Origin of the sequence: Planococcus koreensis, from assembly GCF_004761975.1 — a bacterium.
GTDB lineage: Bacteria > Bacillota > Bacilli > Bacillales_A > Planococcaceae > Planococcus > Planococcus koreensis.
Genome location: NZ_RQII01000072.1, coordinates 1 through 15,955 on the forward strand (window position 1 = coordinate 1; position 15,955 = coordinate 15,955).

General features: G+C 48.8%; 15 protein-coding genes, 1 tRNA gene, 1 other RNA gene, 1 pseudogene and 1 other annotated feature. Of the genes and pseudogenes, 3 read left to right on the top strand and 15 right to left on the bottom strand.

Annotated features, from left to right (window positions below; translation table 11 throughout):
* Positions 1-392: 392 nt before the first annotated feature.
* The 5 genes from EGV91_RS16120 to ffs form a co-directional block, all read right to left on the bottom strand.
* Entirely contained in the window at positions 393-605 is a 213-nt protein-coding gene (locus tag EGV91_RS16120) for a YaaL family protein (protein WP_135505521.1), read from the bottom strand.
* 15 nt (positions 606-620) lie between these two features.
* On the bottom strand, positions 621-1,217 hold the full coding sequence (recR, locus tag EGV91_RS16125) for a recombination mediator RecR (protein ID WP_135505523.1): 597 nt from the start codon (positions 1,215-1,217) through the stop codon (positions 621-623).
* Positions 1,218-1,230: 13 nt separating this feature from the next.
* On the bottom strand, positions 1,231-1,551 hold the full coding sequence (locus EGV91_RS16130; protein ID WP_135505525.1) for a YbaB/EbfC family nucleoid-associated protein: 321 nt from the start codon (positions 1,549-1,551) through the stop codon (positions 1,231-1,233).
* A 34-nt stretch (positions 1,552-1,585) separates the two neighbouring features.
* Positions 1,586-3,325, bottom strand: coding sequence for a DNA polymerase III subunit gamma/tau (gene dnaX / locus EGV91_RS16135; protein WP_135505527.1), 1,740 nt, complete (start codon positions 3,323-3,325; stop codon positions 1,586-1,588).
* Positions 3,326-3,490: 165 nt separating this feature from the next.
* An RNA gene (ffs, locus tag EGV91_RS16140) (signal recognition particle sRNA large type) lies at positions 3,491-3,756 on the bottom strand.
* Between the two features lie 215 nt (positions 3,757-3,971).
* On the opposite strand from ffs, the gene EGV91_RS16145 reads away from it, so the two are divergent.
* Positions 3,972-4,064 (top strand) — tRNA-Ser (locus EGV91_RS16145).
* A gap of 233 nt (positions 4,065-4,297) precedes the next feature.
* Here the strand turns inward: EGV91_RS16145 and EGV91_RS16150 are convergent.
* The 3 genes from EGV91_RS16150 to EGV91_RS16160 all read right to left on the bottom strand — a co-directional run bounded on the left by EGV91_RS16150 (position 4,298) and on the right by EGV91_RS16160 (position 6,559).
* Positions 4,298-4,966, bottom strand: a complete 669-nt coding sequence (locus EGV91_RS16150; protein ID WP_135505529.1) for a deoxynucleoside kinase — start codon at positions 4,964-4,966, stop codon at positions 4,298-4,300.
* Positions 4,963-5,601, bottom strand: coding sequence for a deoxynucleoside kinase (locus EGV91_RS16155; protein ID WP_135505531.1), 639 nt, complete (start codon positions 5,599-5,601; stop codon positions 4,963-4,965). The genes EGV91_RS16150 and EGV91_RS16155 overlap by 4 nt, the downstream gene beginning before the upstream one ends.
* 94 nt (positions 5,602-5,695) lie before the next feature.
* Positions 5,696-6,559, bottom strand: coding sequence for a YitT family protein (locus EGV91_RS16160; RefSeq protein WP_135505533.1), 864 nt, complete (start codon positions 6,557-6,559; stop codon positions 5,696-5,698).
* A gap of 121 nt (positions 6,560-6,680) precedes the next feature.
* Here EGV91_RS16160 and tadA point away from each other — a divergent pair, with 121 nt between their 5' ends.
* Complete coding sequence (gene tadA, locus EGV91_RS16165) at positions 6,681-7,169, top strand: tRNA adenosine(34) deaminase TadA (protein ID WP_135505535.1); 489 nt, start codon at positions 6,681-6,683, stop codon at positions 7,167-7,169.
* Here the strand turns inward: tadA and EGV91_RS16170 are convergent.
* The 4 genes from EGV91_RS16170 to pdxS form a co-directional block, all read right to left on the bottom strand.
* A complete protein-coding gene (locus tag EGV91_RS16170) occupies positions 7,164-8,030 on the bottom strand; it encodes an alpha/beta fold hydrolase (protein ID WP_135505537.1) in 867 nt (288 codons plus the stop codon). The two genes, tadA and EGV91_RS16170, sit on opposite strands and share 6 nt — an antisense overlap.
* Before the next feature lie 95 nt (positions 8,031-8,125).
* A complete protein-coding gene (serS, locus tag EGV91_RS16175) occupies positions 8,126-9,403 on the bottom strand; it encodes a serine--tRNA ligase (RefSeq protein ID WP_135505539.1) in 1,278 nt (425 codons plus the stop codon).
* 68 nt (positions 9,404-9,471) lie between these two features.
* Positions 9,472-9,681: a binding site (T-box leader), on the bottom strand.
* A 32-nt stretch (positions 9,682-9,713) separates the two neighbouring features.
* Positions 9,714-10,307 (bottom strand): pyridoxal 5'-phosphate synthase glutaminase subunit PdxT, encoded by a 594-nt coding sequence (pdxT, locus tag EGV91_RS16180; RefSeq protein WP_135505542.1) that lies wholly within the window; start codon positions 10,305-10,307, stop codon positions 9,714-9,716.
* Positions 10,307-11,191 (bottom strand): pyridoxal 5'-phosphate synthase lyase subunit PdxS, encoded by an 885-nt coding sequence (gene pdxS / locus EGV91_RS16185; protein ID WP_135505544.1) that lies wholly within the window; start codon positions 11,189-11,191, stop codon positions 10,307-10,309. Before pdxS ends, pdxT begins: the two co-directional genes overlap by 1 nt.
* Positions 11,192-11,296: 105 nt before the next feature.
* Between pdxS and pdxR the strand changes: the two genes are divergently transcribed.
* Positions 11,297-12,694 (top strand): MocR-like pyridoxine biosynthesis transcription factor PdxR, encoded by a 1,398-nt coding sequence (gene pdxR / locus EGV91_RS16190; RefSeq protein ID WP_135505546.1) that lies wholly within the window; start codon positions 11,297-11,299, stop codon positions 12,692-12,694.
* A gap of 36 nt (positions 12,695-12,730) precedes the next feature.
* On the opposite strand, the gene EGV91_RS16195 is transcribed toward pdxR, so the two are convergent.
* From EGV91_RS16195 to EGV91_RS16205, 3 genes and pseudogenes are all read right to left on the bottom strand, one after another.
* Positions 12,731-14,071, bottom strand: a complete 1,341-nt coding sequence (locus tag EGV91_RS16195; protein WP_135505548.1) for a D-alanyl-D-alanine carboxypeptidase family protein — start codon at positions 14,069-14,071, stop codon at positions 12,731-12,733.
* A 136-nt stretch (positions 14,072-14,207) separates the two neighbouring features.
* Positions 14,208-15,671, bottom strand: a complete 1,464-nt coding sequence (gene guaB / locus EGV91_RS16200; protein WP_135505549.1) for an IMP dehydrogenase — start codon at positions 15,669-15,671, stop codon at positions 14,208-14,210.
* A 104-nt stretch (positions 15,672-15,775) separates the two neighbouring features.
* Positions 15,776-15,955, bottom strand: a pseudogene (locus EGV91_RS16205) (glutathione peroxidase); the annotation flags it as partial.

The window sequence follows — 15,955 nt, forward strand, 5'->3', positions numbered from 1 at the left end:
TGGCGTATCGCCGTCCGAAGACGCACGATTCGCTTTGATCTGCGTGATGCTGATCAGTAATTAAGCCACGAACACTTCAGGTTTGAAAAGCTTTGCTCCGTTTGCCTTGCGGCAAGCTTCGCAAAAGCCGTTCTCGCGCCGAAGCGCTCGTGACGTCTTTCGTTGACGTTTTGCTGTTCAGTTTTCAAGGTTCATGTTTGTACGCCAGTTGTTATTTCATGATTGCATTTCTTTTGGCGACTCCTATTATATTAAAGCATGTTCTCAAGAGAGTCAACACTTTAATTCAATAAAGTTCAATTTAATTATTATTGCAGTATCATATTTGAATCTCTTCTATATATGCACGCTATAAACATTGTAAAAGGCGGCGCTTTAAAAGCCGCCGCCTTTCATTTCATGCTGACGTTTCGGATCCGCGCTTCTTTCAGAAGATACAGGTTCTTGCACTCGCAGATCTTGCATTCCGCTTCTGACCGCTGGTCGTAATCGGCCGCCAGCGCCTGGAACGTCTGGGCTTTCACCAAGTCCTGCTTCGTATCCAGAAACTGCTGAATCAATTGTCCATCAAATTCTCTTCTCAATTTCCCTCTTTTAAAAAACACTCGCCTATCTCCTCTTTATAATTCGCGACGGCCTTCCATCGCTTTGGATAAGGTCACTTCATCGGCGTATTCCAAATCTCCGCCGACCGGCAAACCGTGGGCGATGCGAGTGGTTCTGATACCGGAGGGTCTGACAAGGCGTGAAATATACATTGCTGTCGCTTCTCCCTCTATAGTAGGGTTCGTAGCCAAAATCAATTCTTTGACTTCCTCGTCCTGCAGACGCTTCAACAATGACGGTACGTTAATGTCTTCCGGACCGATGCCATCCATCGGCGATATCGCTCCTTGCAGAACATGATACAAACCGGTGTAATCACGCATCTTCTCCATCGCAATCACATCTTTCGGATCTTGGACAACGCAGATCGTCGTGCGGTCGCGCTGCTGGTCCTGGCAGATATGGCAAGGGTCGACATCCGTAATGTGGCCGCAAATCGAACAAAAGCTCAAATTCCGTTTTGCATCAACAAGCGCCTTGGCGAAATCCAAAACAGTATCTTCCTTCATGCCGAGCACAAAAAATGCCAGCCGGGCCGCTGTCTTTGGCCCGATTCCTGGCAGTTTCATAAAACTCTCCATCAATTTAGAAATAGGTTCAGGGTAATGCATTTTGTTTTACCTCCTAGAACATGCCAGGAATGTTTAAGCCCTTAGTGAATTTCCCCATTGTGGAATTCGCATGTTCATCCGCTTTTTTAAACGCTTCGTTTGTAGCAACAATCAATAGATCTTGAAGCATTTCAACATCTTCCGGGTCAACTACTGATGGATCCAATACGACATCTTTCACTTCTTTATGGCCGGAAACTGTCACTTTGACCATTCCGCCGCCAGCTGATCCGTCGAAAGTCAACGTTCCTAGTTCTTCTTGGGCAACTGCCATTTCTTTTTGCATTTTCTGCATTTGTTTCATCATGCCTTGCATATTTCCTCCACCGCGCATAATTGTTTCCTCCTCAAATTTGGGTTAATCGATTTTAATCTTCGTGGACTTCGACGAAATCCTTGCCGAATAAGCGCTCCGCTTCCGCGATAAACGGATCTTGCTCCGCCACTTCGCCTTCTGCAGAGAATGGATGCTCTTCTTCAGATTCCGCCCGCTTATCTTCCGCCCCCGCTTTCAATCCGTTGCTTTTGATAAACTCTTCACGGATTCTCAGCCAGCTTTCGTCAGGAACGAACACAGGTGCATAAGCTTTGCCGGTATACTGCTCTAAAAGTTGGCTGAAAGCGACGGCAAATGTCTGATTATCCGCTGCCATCTGACAATGAATATCATACTTGAATTTTAACACAAAAGCATCTGCTGACGCCGCTACAGGCTCAGCTTCATTGAGCAGCGCGGCATGTGATTTCTGCAGCTGGCCCATGACAGTCGCCCAATTCGTCTTGAGCGCCTGGATATCAGGTTTCGTTGCATTCTTCAACACATCTTGAATACGAGCGACCGGAATTTTATAGCCGCTTTGCGAACGGGGACGCCGCTTCGCTTCCGAGTTGCCTGCGGCGGCTGCCGCTGGTGCGGAAGCTCCGTTTTTCAGCTGTTGCTGAAGCTGGATAATCATTTGTTCGAGCTGGCTGACTTTCGCTTCAAGTTCCGGCGAAGCTCCAGCCGACATAGCAGCTACCGGTGCATCTGCCTGGACCATTTTCAAAAGCGCGGTTTCCAAGTAAATCTTTGTATGGTTCGAAAAACGCATTTCCTGCTGCGTTTTCGTCAGCACGTCTATCCACGAATACAGCATCGCTGCATCAAATTGCTTCGCAAGTTCCTCAAAGCGCGGTTCGTGCGCAGCAAGTTCCAGCATATCGTGCAGATCTGGCGCTGTTTGGATCAGCAGCAAATCCCGGAAGAACGTGATGAAGTCTTCGACAAGACGGACAGGATCTTTGCCATCACGCACCAATTGCTCCAAAAGCGTCAGCGATTGGCCGACGTCTTTCGCCAATAGCGCTTCGGCAATATCATAAAACATATCCTGGCTGATCGAACCGGTGACAAGCAAGGCGTCTTCAACGGTCATCTCGTCTCCGCTGAACGATACCACTTGGTCAAGCAGGCTCAGCGCATCGCGCATCCCGCCTGCAGCTGCCTGCGCAATTATTTTCAGCACATGTTCATTATAAGGAATGCCCGCATCGCTCAGCACTTCCACCATCCGCTCGACAATATCCGCCTGCGTCAAGCGTTTGAAATCAAAGCGCTGGCAGCGGGAAATGATGGTCAGGGGCAGTTTATGCGGTTCTGTCGTAGCTAAGATGAACACCACGTGTTCAGGCGGCTCCTCCAATGTTTTCAATAAAGCATTAAATGCACTATTGGAAAGCATATGGACTTCATCGATAATATAAATTTTAAAACGCGAATTCGCAGGGGAAAAACGCACTTTTTCAATAATCTCCCGCATTTCTTCCACCCTGGAGTTGGAAGCGGCATCGAACTCGATGACATCGCTGTTCGAGCCCTCGGTGATGCTTTTGCACGATGCACATTCATTGCAGGGTTCCGCTACCGGAGCCATTTCGCAATTGAGCGCTTTCGCGAAAATCTTGGCTGCACTCGTCTTCCCAGTGCCTCGCGGTCCTGAAAACAAATAAGCATGCGTCGTCTTATTGTAAAGGAGAGCATTTTGAAGGGTTTGTTTTATATGCGACTGGCCTGACATTTCGGAAAAGGACTGCGGCCTGTACACACGGTAAAAAGCTTGATACGCCAACGTTTTTCTCTCCTTTTGTAAAAGCTGTATTGTGTCTCTCCATTATACCATAAATCAGGTCTCTTCCTGAACGAATCCGCCGCAGGAAAAGCCCGCTGTCCGTAAAAAAGACAGCAAAAATCCTGCCCGCATAGTTGCGGACAGGATTGGGTTTGAAAGTTAATGCCGCGCACCTTTCTTCGACTGCTGTACACAAGCGTTACCCTAGTCGTTGGCTCGATCTAGGCAACCCCGCGGCACATGAAAAGTTCCACTTAATGCTGCTTCCTTCCGGACCTGACATGGTTCATGGGTTTCCATTGCGCAGGACCCAAACGTCAACACTACGTGCGAGAGGCAGACCCTGCATATAAACAGCCTAGGAAAGGAATTCAGTCCTGCTAAAGCGGATTGCAGGTTACAGGACACCGCTATCTTCCCACCTAGCACGGCATTAACTAGTATACGAAACATCCTTTCAAAAATCAATCGTTAAACTCCAATCGCCTCAAATGATTACAGCCAAATGAAAACGAACGCATCCCACCCAGCGAAGAATGGCGGCGTAAAGGCTTTAGTAACCCCTTTTTACAGGAAGCTCAAAAAAAATATCCGAAACTGTTGACAGCAATATTCGGTTCATGGTAAATTAATTCTTGTCTTACACGGAGGAATACCCAAGTTTGGCTGAAGGGATCGGTCTTGAAAACCGACAGGGGAGTCAAATCCCGCGGGGGTTCGAATCCCTCTTCCTCCTCCATTTTTTGAATTTACGCGCATATAAATTCGAGATTGGATTCGTTACGAAAGTAGCGAATTTTTCTTAAAGCTTATATGTCTGAACATTTTGATACATAAATATTTAAGAAGGCAGCCTCCGGGCTGCCTTCTTTTTTCATATGCGGGAAACGAAATAAATGTGCAAAAACACTTTCTTCTTCTCATTATTTCCCGGGAAATAATAAAGCCCGGACGCGGTGTCCGGGCTTTACGTTATCTTTTTAAAACGGAAGTCTGCTGGATAAAGCTGCCGATGCGCTCAACAAGGCGTTCCGCGCAATCCGGATCGTTCATCAGATCGTAGTCGCTGATATTCAAGCGGAGCACCGGACAGCCGTTGAAGTTATTGATCCATGTCTCGTAGCGTTCGTGCATTTCCACCCAATAGTCGACAGGCGTCTGCTGCTCCATTGCACGCCCGCGTTCCTGGATGCGCCCAAGAATGTCGTCAAGCGAACCTTCCAGGTAAATCAGCAAATCGGGATGCGGGAAATAAGGCGTCATGACCATCGCTTCGAAAAGGTTGGTGTATGTTTCGTAGTCGACGTCGTTCATCGTGCCTTTTTCCTGGTGCATTTTAGCGAAAATGCCTGTATCTTCATAAATCGAACGGTCTTGGATAAAACCGCCGCCGTATTCAAACATGCGCTTTTGTTCTTTGAAGCGCTCAGCCAGGAAGTAGATCTGCAAATGGAAGCTCCATTTTTCAAAGTCATCATAGAACAGATCCAGGTAAGGGTTCGTGTCCACTTTTTCAAATGATGTGCGGAATTGCAAAGCATCCGCCAGCGCTTTTGTCATGGTTGATTTGCCGACTCCCACGGTACCGGCAATCGTGATGACTGCATCGGATGGGATATCGTATTTTTCACGTAAATTCATACTGATAAGCTCCTTTTTTGTAAGGTTTCGTCCACTCGGCTTAAAATGAGCGCAAGGTCCGCGCCATTCTGGACGAAATCCATTTCATCTCCATTGACGCGCAAGACAGGGATTTCCGGATGCTCGCGCTCGAAGTGCTCCATGTATTCATGGTAATCTGCAGCGAGCTGCTCCATGTATTCCGGGGTGATCATCTGCTCAAACTCGCGGCCGCGCATCTTGATGCGCGCCATCAGTGTGTCGAGGCTCGCATGCAAATAAACGACCATATTCGGTTTCGGCATATCTGCAGTCAGGATGTTGTAGATCGATTCGTATTTCGCATATTCCGCGTCCGCCAATGTGCGCTTGGCAAAGATCAGGTTTTTGAAGATGTGGTAATCCGCGACGACCGATTCACGTTTGGAGATGAATTTCTTTTGGATATCGGACATCTGTTTGTAGCGGTTGCATAAGAAGAACATTTCCGTCTGGAAACTCCATTCTTCAATGTCTTCGTAGAATTTATTGAGAAACGGGTTCTCGTCAACAATTTCTTTCAGCATCTGAAATTGATTTTGGTCAGCTATCGCTTTTGTCAATGACGTTTTGCCAACGCCAATCGGACCTTCAACGGTGATAAATGGCACCGGCATGGGAAGTTCCCCTCTTTCTGTTCAAGTGTGTTGCAATGTTTTTCATTTTACCATAGACCCCCCGTTAAAAATAGCAGGAAAAAGCACCAATCCATCAATGGATCGGTGCTTTGAATGTGCCTCCGTGGACTTCTTGGGTCGCCATGATCGTCAAGAACGCTTTCGGGTCAATGTCTGTCACAATCTGCTTAAGCTTTGTGAGTTCAAGCCGTGTCACCACCACATAAATGACATCTGTCGGCGATTCTTTAAAACCGCCTTTGCCGTGCAGCTTCGTGACGCTGCGGCCCAGCCGCGAGTTGATGGCTTCCCCCAGTTCTTCGTATTCTGCAGAGACAATAATGACCGATTTCGTATCATCAAGTCCTTGGATGACGGCATCAATCGTTTTGGATGCGATGTAATACGTCAGAATCGAATACATCGCCTGTTCCCAACCCAGCACAAAGCCGGCCCAAGTAAAAATGAAGATGTTGGCGAACATGACAAATTCACCGACGGAAAATGGCAGCTTGCGCGTCAGCAGGATGCCGAGGATTTCGGTGCCATCGAGTGCGCCGCCGTTGCGGATGACAAGGCCGACCCCTGCGCCGAGCAGCATGCCGCCGAAGACGGTCGCCAGCAAGGGATCATCGATAAATCCGGGAATCGGATGCAAAGGAAATTCAATGATCGCCAGCGCTACAATGGCGAAAATAGAAGAAATGAAAAAGCTTTTGCCGATGTGCTTGTAGCCGAAAAACAGAAACGGCAAATTGATGATGACCAATAAGATGCCGAATGGCACCGGCGTCAAATAATCCAAGATCAACGAAATCCCGATAATGCCGCCATCAATGATGGAGTTCGGCACGAGGAACAGCTCGATGGAAACAGCAGCCATCGTGGCGCCGATCAAGATAAAGAATAAACGCCGAATCAAATGCCCCAATGTCTCTTTTTTATGTTCTTTGACCATCCAATCGCTCCTTGGTTATAGCTCGTATCCGTTAATTTTACGCCTTATTTTGCGTTTTGTCTGTGCTGGGCTGTAATATTCCGATTCAGGATGCTACACTTCCTTTAAGGAGCGATGAATCATGAATGGCATGGAGCAAGACCATTATTATATGCAAATGGCAATTGAAGAAGCGGAAAAAGCGGCCGCTAAAGGCGAAGTGCCGATTGGCGCTGTTATTGTCCACCAGGGCGAAGTGATTGCGCGCGCGCACAATTTAAGGGAAACCAGCCAGAACGCCGTCACCCACGCCGAGCTTTTAGCGATACAGGAAGCCTGCCAGAAGCTGGGCAACTGGCGTTTGGAAGATACGAACCTTTACGTAACGTTAGAGCCCTGCCCGATGTGTGCCGGTGCGATTCTGCAATCGCGCATCCCGCGCGTCATATACGGCGCACGCGACTCCAAAGCAGGCTGCGTCGATTCCTTATACAGGTTATTGAACGATGAGCGCTTCAACCATCAATGCGAAGTTACTGAAAACGTGCTTGCCGACGAATGCGGCGGCTTGCTGACAAAATTTTTCCGTGCGATCCGGGAAACCAAAAAGAAGAAAAAGCGGCTGCTATAAAGCCGCTTTTTCTTCTTTTAAAAATCGTCCGATCAACAGGTTCAGAATATAAGGCTGCTCATGATGGACCCAATGGGTCGCTTCCCCGATAAATACCAATTCGCCATCCTCACAAAAATCCAGGCTTTCCTTCGCAAGCATCGGCGACAGGAACTGGTCCCCCACTCCCCAGATAATGCGCACAGGCACCGTTATTTTATGGTCCGGCGTCTGCAGCATGCTGCCTTGGCGTATCGCCCGGTACCAATTCAGCATGGCCGTCAATGCGCCTGGCTGGTCCCACGCTTCTTTGTACGCTTCTATGTCTTGTTGTGAAAATGTGTCTGGCCTGCTGGTCGTGACAAGGCTATTCGCCATCGTTTTGAAATAATCTGCCGCCAATGCCTTTTCGGGCAAATCCGGCAGCTGGAAAAAGGCCATATAGGAGCTTTTCGCCCATTGCAGCGGATTTTTGGCCAATACGCGCGGCATCGCTTTCGGATGCGGCACATTCACCACGATCAGCTTGTCGACAAATTGCGGTTTTGTCGCCGCCAGATGCCAAGCTACAGCACCTCCCCAATCATGGCCGATGATGGTGGCGTGGTCTCTGCCTGATTGCTCGATTAAGCCCGCTATGTCGTCCCGCAGCAGATCCAATGTATACTGGCTGACCCCCTCAGGCTTATCGCTTAAATTATAGCCGCGCTGGTCAGGCACCAAGACCCGGTAGCCTTGCTCCACAAGCGGGCCGATCTGGTTCTTCCACGCCTCCCAATATTCCGGGAAGCCATGCAGCAGCACGATGAGGGGGCCCTCTTCAGGCCCCGCTGCCACTGTATGCAAAACAATGCCATTTGTATGGATTGATAAATGTTCCATCCTGCCACTCCCTTTCCGAAGTCCGTCTCCTTCTTTACCCATTCTGCAAAAAATAAAAAACAGCTGGGAAGCATCGTGCTTTCCAGCTGTTTCTTTTAACGTGTAATAAAGTCTTTGCCGCCCATATAGGGGCGCAATACTTCAGGGATGGCAATCGTGCCGTCTGCCTGCTGGCAGTTTTCAAGAAGCGCTGCGACCGTGCGGCCGACAGCAAGCCCGCTTCCATTGAGTGTGTGGACGAATTCCGGCTTTCCAGTCGCTTCCCGGCGGAACTTGATGTTCGCGCGGCGTGCCTGGAAATCCTCGAAATTGCTGCAAGAAGAAATTTCGCGATATGTTTCCTGGCTCGGGATCCATACTTCGATATCGTATTTCTTCGCAGCAGTGAAGCCAAGGTCAGCGGTGCACATTTTCAAGACGCGGTACGGCAAGCCCAAAAGCTGCAGCACTTTCTCCGCATGGCCCGTCAATTTCTCCAGCTCATCATAAGAATCTTCCGGCTTTACAAAGCGCACCAGCTCGACTTTATTGAATTGATGCTGACGGATCAAGCCACGCGTATCGCGGCCTGCAGAACCCGCTTCAGAGCGGAAATTCGCGCTGTATGAAGCAAACGCCTGCGGCAGCATGTCAGCTGCCAGAATTTCATCGCGGTAGAAGTTCGTCACTGGCACTTCTGATGTCGGAATCAGGAAATAGCCTTCTTTCTCGATCAGGAAAGCATCTTCCTCGAATTTCGGCAGCTGGCCCGTGCCCGTCAAGCTTTCACGGTTGACCATGTAAGGCGGCAGCATTTCTTCATAGCCATGCTCTTCCTGGTGCAGGTCCATCATGAAATTGATCAATGCGCGCTCCAGGCGTGCACCAAGGCCGCGGTAAAAGACGAAACGGCTGCCGGTCACTTTGGCGGCGCGTTCGAAATCGATGATGTTCAAATCGGTGCCGAGGTCCCAATGCGGTTTGACTTCGAAATCGAATTCCGGTTTGTCGCCCCATGTACGAATCTCGACATTGTCGTCTTCAGAATCGCCTACCGGTACGCTGTCATGCGGAATGTTTGGCACACGCATCATGATGTAATTCAGACGCTCTTCAACGTCGCGCAATTCGTCGTCGATCGTTTTGATTTCTTCGCCGACTTGGCGCATCTTCGCAATCGCATCATCCGCATTTTCCTTGTTGCGCTTCATCAACGCAATGTTCTGTGTTGCTTCGTTGCGTTCCGCCTTCAATTTCTCCGTCTGGGCAATCAATTCCCGGCGCTTCAAGTCCAGGCCTTCAAAATCGTCCAATACGGAAATATCCTCTCCGCGTTTTGCAAGTTTCGTTTTCACTTCTTCAAAATTGGCTCGTACAAATCGAATGTCCAACATAAAGTATTCCTCCTCTAAATCGTTTCGCTGACGGAAAAAAGACAACAAAAATAGCCCTCATCCCTTGGTAAAGGGACGAGAGCTACCCGCGTTGCCACCCTGATTGACCGGCAAAAAAAGCCGATCCTCTTCATCACATAACGGCATTAAAACCGGCAATGGCTTTTTTCGCCATGCAACTCCGGGGTGGATTCAAACGCGTTTTTCACCGGTTCGCACCAACCACCGGCTCTCTTTGGAAAAACACACGCTTTACTGATCCCCATCAACGTTTCTTCTTTTAAATTAATCATACTTTACTATATATTCATTAATTTGGCAAGGGAGCCTTTACCGCCTCGCGTACCATGCCAATAAAGTATTCCGTGATGCGGTGGTCTTCCGTCAATTCCGGATGGAACGAGCAGCCAAGGAATTGGCCGCTTCGTGCCATGACGATTTTGCCGTTATGTTCGCACAGCACTTCCGCGGTAGGGCCAGCGCTTACGATATGCGGAGCACGGATGAACACCGCATTGAACGGACTGTCCAAACCCACAATCGCCAAGTCCGCTTCAAAGCTGTCTATTTGGCGGCCGAACGAATTGCGTTCCACAACGACGTCCATGACGCTGAGATGCGGCTCGCTTGCCCCCGCCACTTCACCTGCAAGCAGAATCAGGCCGGCGCAAGTGCCGAACATCGGTTTTCCGCTGGCCGCGAAGCCACGCAAAGGCTCCATCAATCCATAGCGATCAATCAGGCGGCGCATCGTCGTGCTTTCGCCGCCTGGCAAAATCAGCGCATCCAGACCTTCCAACTCTTTGGGCCATTTGACAGCACGCGCTTCGGCCCCGCATTTTTCAATTGAGCGAAGATGTTCCCGGACAGCGCCCTGCAGCGCAAGAACTCCGATCCGCATGATTACCAGCCCCGTTCCTGCATGCGCTCTCCTGCAGCGATCGTTGAAATCTCGATGCCTTTCATCGCGATGCCCAGATCTTTCGACAGCTCCGCGATCAAACGGTAATCCTGGTAATGCGTCGTCGCTTCAACAATCGCACGTGCAAATTTTTCAGGGTTCTGCGATTTGAAAATGCCCGATCCCACGAATACCCCGTCAGCGCCAAGCTCCATCATCAATGCCGCATCTGCAGGCGTGGCAATTCCGCCGGCTGCAAAGTTGACGACCGGCAGGCGTCCAAGGTTTTTCACTTCGCGGAGAAATTCATACGAAGCTCCAAGATTGCGGGCTTCGGTCATCAGCTCATCCTCGCTCATGTGCACCACTTTCAGCACTTCTGCGTTCACTTGGCGCAAATGGCGTACGGCTTCGACAATATTGCCGGTCCCAGGCTCGCCTTTTGTACGCAGCATCGATGCCCCTTCACCGATGCGCCGCGCTGCTTCTCCTAAATTACGGCAGCCGCAGACGAATGGCACGGTATAATTGGCTTTCAATAAATGGAATTCCTCATCAGCCGGCGTCAGCACTTCGCTTTCATCGATATAATCGACGCCCATCGCTTCGAGTACACGCGCTTCCACAATGTGGCCGATCCGCGCTTTCGCCATTACCGGAATCGATACGGCCTTCATGACTTCCTCCGTGATGCGCGGGTCTGCCATCCGTGCCACACCGCCATCTCTGCGGATATCTGAAGGGACGCGCTCCAATGCCATCACCGCTGTAGCTCCGGCAGCTTCGGCAATGCGCGCTTGCTCCGCATTGACGACGTCCATGATGACGCCGCCTTTTTGCATTTCAGCCATTCCTCTTTTTACGCGATCTGTACCGTGTTGATTCATATTGAAATTCCTCCTATCGGTTAATAAGTTTAGTATAATGGAAAGTGACCACATAAAAAGAATCAGTTCCACTATATTAAACAGGGTCAGGAGAGATGGATACCTATGGATATGCTCATGTTCCAGCTTCAGCGCACCGATTCAACGCCTTTATACAAGCAGCTTTACAGCGAAATCAAACATGCCATCATTTCGGGCAAAATATCCGTCGGCGCTAAATTGCCGAGCAAGCGCAAGCTCGCCGAATTTCTCGATATCAGCCAGACGACAGTTGAATTATCTTATAGCCAGCTGGTTGCAGAAGGATTTATCGAGTCGCGCGCACGGAAAGGGTTTTATGCGCTGCCTGTCGAGGAATTGGCTTATCTCGACGTGCAGCAGGATGAACCGCAGGCAGCGGCCGCGCCGGTGGAATACACATTCGACTTCAATCCTGCGAAAATCGATACGCAGTCTTTCCCATTTTCAACATGGCGGAAAATCGCGAAAGAAGTATTGGATGAAATGAACCATGGCTTGCTATTGTCCGGCCATCCACAAGGGGATGAATCATTGCGCAGGGAAATCTCCCGCTATCTCTTCGCTTCCCGGGGCGTATTATGCGACACCGACCAGATCATCATCGGCTCTGGTACCGAACAGCTGATGCCATTGCTTATCCGTTTGCTGGATAAACAGGTTTTATTCGGCTTCGAAAATCCCGGATATGCACTGACGCACAGTATTTTTGACCATTATGACCGGAAAGCGGTGCCGGTTACCGTCGAAGAAGACGGCATCAGCGTTGCAGAACTGGAAGCGCTGAACGTCGACATCGCTTATGTAACGCCATCGCATCAGTTCCCGACTGGCGCCGTACTGAGCGCCACCAAACGCGCCCAGCTCCTCAATTGGGCTGCAGCCGCGCCGCAGCGCTTTATCATCGAAGACGATTACGACAGTGAATTCCGCTATACGAGCCGGCCGATTCCAGCGCTGCAAAGCATGGACCGCAGCGGCCGTGTCATCTACCTCAGCACATTTTCGAAATCGCTTATGCCGTCTTTGCGCATCGCCTATATGGTTCTGCCTAAAAGCTTATTGCGCGCCTATCAGCAGACCTTTCTCCATTATTCATCTTCCGTCCCGCGGATTGACCAGCAGCTGGTAGCTGAATTCATGGAGCATGGGCATTTTTCGCGCCATTTGAACCGCATGCGCAAACTGTATAAGAAAAAATTGGAGCACCTGACAGCCGCTTTGCAGGAATTTGCGCCAGCGGTCAAAATTTCCGGCGAACAAGCTGGCATGCACATTGTACTGACCGTCCAAACCCCGTTAACGGAAACAGAGCTTGTGGAACTGGCCAAACGGTCAAAAATACGCGTTTTCGGTTTGTCTTCCTACGATGTCCGCGCAACTACTGCTGTGCCGCCCCAAATTGTCCTCGGTTTCGGCGGATTATCGGAAACAGAGATCACTGAAGGCATTGCAAAGCTTATGGAATGCTGGAAAATCGCATGAAAAAAACGGGCCATCTTTGTGATGGCCCGCTTTTTATTAGAATAACCCTTTTACAAAATCAAGTGCGCCTGTCCATAGCGTTCCGAAGAAACCGCCGACAGCCTGCATTGACAGTGAGAACCAGTTAGCGCGTTCCACTTTTTCAGTCGTTACGACTTGGATCGCATCCGATTTCTCGTCAAGGAAACCGTAATCCGTGCCTTCTTTCATCGCAAGCTTCACAGTTCCGACTACTTTGTCTTTGTCGATTGCCGCTTCAATTTTGCCGTCTTGCATCAAAGCTTCATCCAGCACCAATTCAGGTGTGTAATCGTCTTTTTCGCTTGTCCGAACAACCATTGTTACGGGCTCTTTCACTGCGATGTTCACTTCATCTTCCTTGCCTTTTGTTACCGGCAAGGTTTCATTTCCTTTAAACTGGTAGCCTGCAGGAATGATTTCAGCTGTCGTGAACTGGGAGAAACCGAAATCGAATAACGCACGCGTCGCATCGAATCGAGCTTTATATGAACCAGCTCCTTCGTTGTCAACGGCTTTCATCACGACTGCGATGAGGCGTGTATCGCCGCGCTTAGCCGTTCCTGTAAAGCTGTGCCCGGCAAAATCAGTAGTACCCGTTTTCAAACCGTCCACACCTTCGTATGCATAAGGCATACCAGGAAGCATCGAATTCCAGTTCAGCATATTCGTTGCGTCTTCTGTACCTTCACGGAATACTTTGTTCGGAATTTTTGTCGTTTCCAATACTTCCGGGTATTTATCCAAAAGGATTTTCGCCAATTTCGCTACAGAGTTGGCTGACATGACATTTTCATCATTCGCACCTGTTCCTTCAACATGCATTCCCATTAAATGGTCATTATTCAAACCGGTTGAATTGACGAATTTCGCATCGTCCAAACCGAATTCTTTTGCCTTTTCATTCATTAAACGAACGAATTCCGCTTCTGTGCCGGCAATTGTTTCAGCGATTGCAATTGTCGCTGCATTTGCTGAATAGATAGCCATCGCTTCATATAATTCCTTGATTGTGTACTTTTCTTCAGCGCGCAAAGGCACATTGCTCAAAGTCATATCCTGCGAAATCTTATATGTATAATCTGTTACCAAGTATTCCTGGTCCCATGTTACAGATCCCTCTTCAATTGCTTCAAACAAAAGATATTCACTCATCATTTTTGTCATGCTGGCAATCCCAAGGGGAGCATCGGCATTTTGTGCGTATAATATTTTTCCAGAGTCAGCATCTACCAAAATTGCAGCATCCGCCATTATATTCAATGAATCCGCCGCTTCTGTTTTCTGCGGAACAATAATAGTCAGTAAGAGTACAGCCATTACAGTCAGCAACATAGTTGTTTGTAAAACATTTTTCACGTGTATAAATACCTCCATCTATAAGTTTCCACATGCTATTCTATCATATTATACAGGTCCTGAAAGAAAAACATGTAAAAAGCACCCTTTCCGTCAAATTAATGACGAATTAGGGTGCCAAAAGGTATAAGATTGGTTAAATAGAATAGTTTGGAGATTCTTTTGTAATTTGTACATCGTGGGGGTGGCTTTCGCGCAGCCCAGCTCCGGTCATCCGGATAAATTGCGCTTCTTCACGCAGCGTTACAAGATCCTTCGTTCCGCAATACCCCATGCCGGCGCGGATTCCGCCGAGTAATTGATGGATGGTATCAGACAACGGGCCTTTGTATGGCAAGCGGCCTTCAATGCCTTCCGGAACCAATTTCTTGGCTTCGTCCTGGAAATAACGGTCTTTTGAACCTTTTTCCATCGATGCAATCGATCCCATGCCGCGGTAAGTCTTGAAGCGGCGGCCTTGGAAAATTTCCGTATCACCAGGGCTTTCCGTTGTACCAGCAAGCAAGCTTCCCAGCATGACGACGTGGCCTCCAGCTGCCAAGGCTTTGATGATATCGCCCGAGTACTTGATGCCTCCGTCTGCAATAATCGATTTGCCATGCTTGCGGGCTTCTGTTGCACAATCATATACTGCTGTAATCTGTGGAACCCCGACTCCTGCAACGACGCGCGTCGTACAGATCGAGCCTGGCCCGATACCCACTTTGACAACGTCTGCGCCGGCTTCGATCAATGCTCTCGTGCCTTCCGCAGTAGCGACGTTCCCTGCGATAATAACCAATTCCGGGTAAGTCGCACGGATTTGGGACACCATGTTCATAACGCCTTGTGAATGGCCATGCGCTGTATCAAGAACGATAACATCAACGTGTGCCTTCACCAAATGCTCGACACGCTTCATTGTATCGGAAGTCACTCCGACTGCTGCACCGACAAGCAATCGGCCATGTGCATCTTTCGCGCCATTTGGAAATTCAATGACTTTTTCAATATCTTTAATGGTGATGAGGCCTTTTAAGATGCCTTCATTGTCGACGATCGGCAATTTTTCAATCTTATATTGCTGCAAAATCTTTTCAGCGTCTTCTAAAGTCGTCCCCACAGCAGCGGTTACCAACTTCTCCTTTGTCATTACATCATTTATTTTCAATGAATAATCTTGGATAAAACGGAGATCCCGGTTCGTGATGATGCCGACAAGTTTTTGTTCTTCCATATTGTTGACGACAGGAACCCCTGAAATGCGGTATTTGCCCATTAAATGCTCTGCATCATAGACTTGATGCTCGGGAGTCAAGAAAAATGGATCCGTGATAACGCCATTCTCTGAGCGTTTTACCGTTGTCACTTGCTCAGCTTGCTCTTCGATGCTCATGTTTTTATGGATGATGCCCAGGCCGCCTTGGCGCGCCATCGCGATAGCCATCTTCGCTTCTGTGACCGTGTCCATTCCGGCGCTGATAATAGGAATGTTCAATTTGATTGTCGGTGTCAATTCCACTGACAAATCTACATCCTTAGGCAGTACTTCCGACTGGGCTGGTACAAGCAAAACATCATCAAACGTTAGACCTTCTTTTACAAATTTTGATTCCCACATAATAGAGGCTCCTCCTGCTTCCTTTTGAATATTATTGTAAGGTTATCAGCGGCGCTATGCAGTGTCAAGAAAACAAGAAGAAGAAAAAGTATTCCGAATACTTGTCACAACAGCTTTTTCACATCTTCTTCCATTTTTGCCGGAGGGGTTTGAGGCGCATACCGTTTTACGACATTGCCTTCACGATCTATTAGGAACTTGGTGAAATTCCATTTGATGCCTTCCGTCAGCATTCCTTTCTGCTCAGAGACAAGGTATTTAAACAATGGATCTGCGGTCTCTCC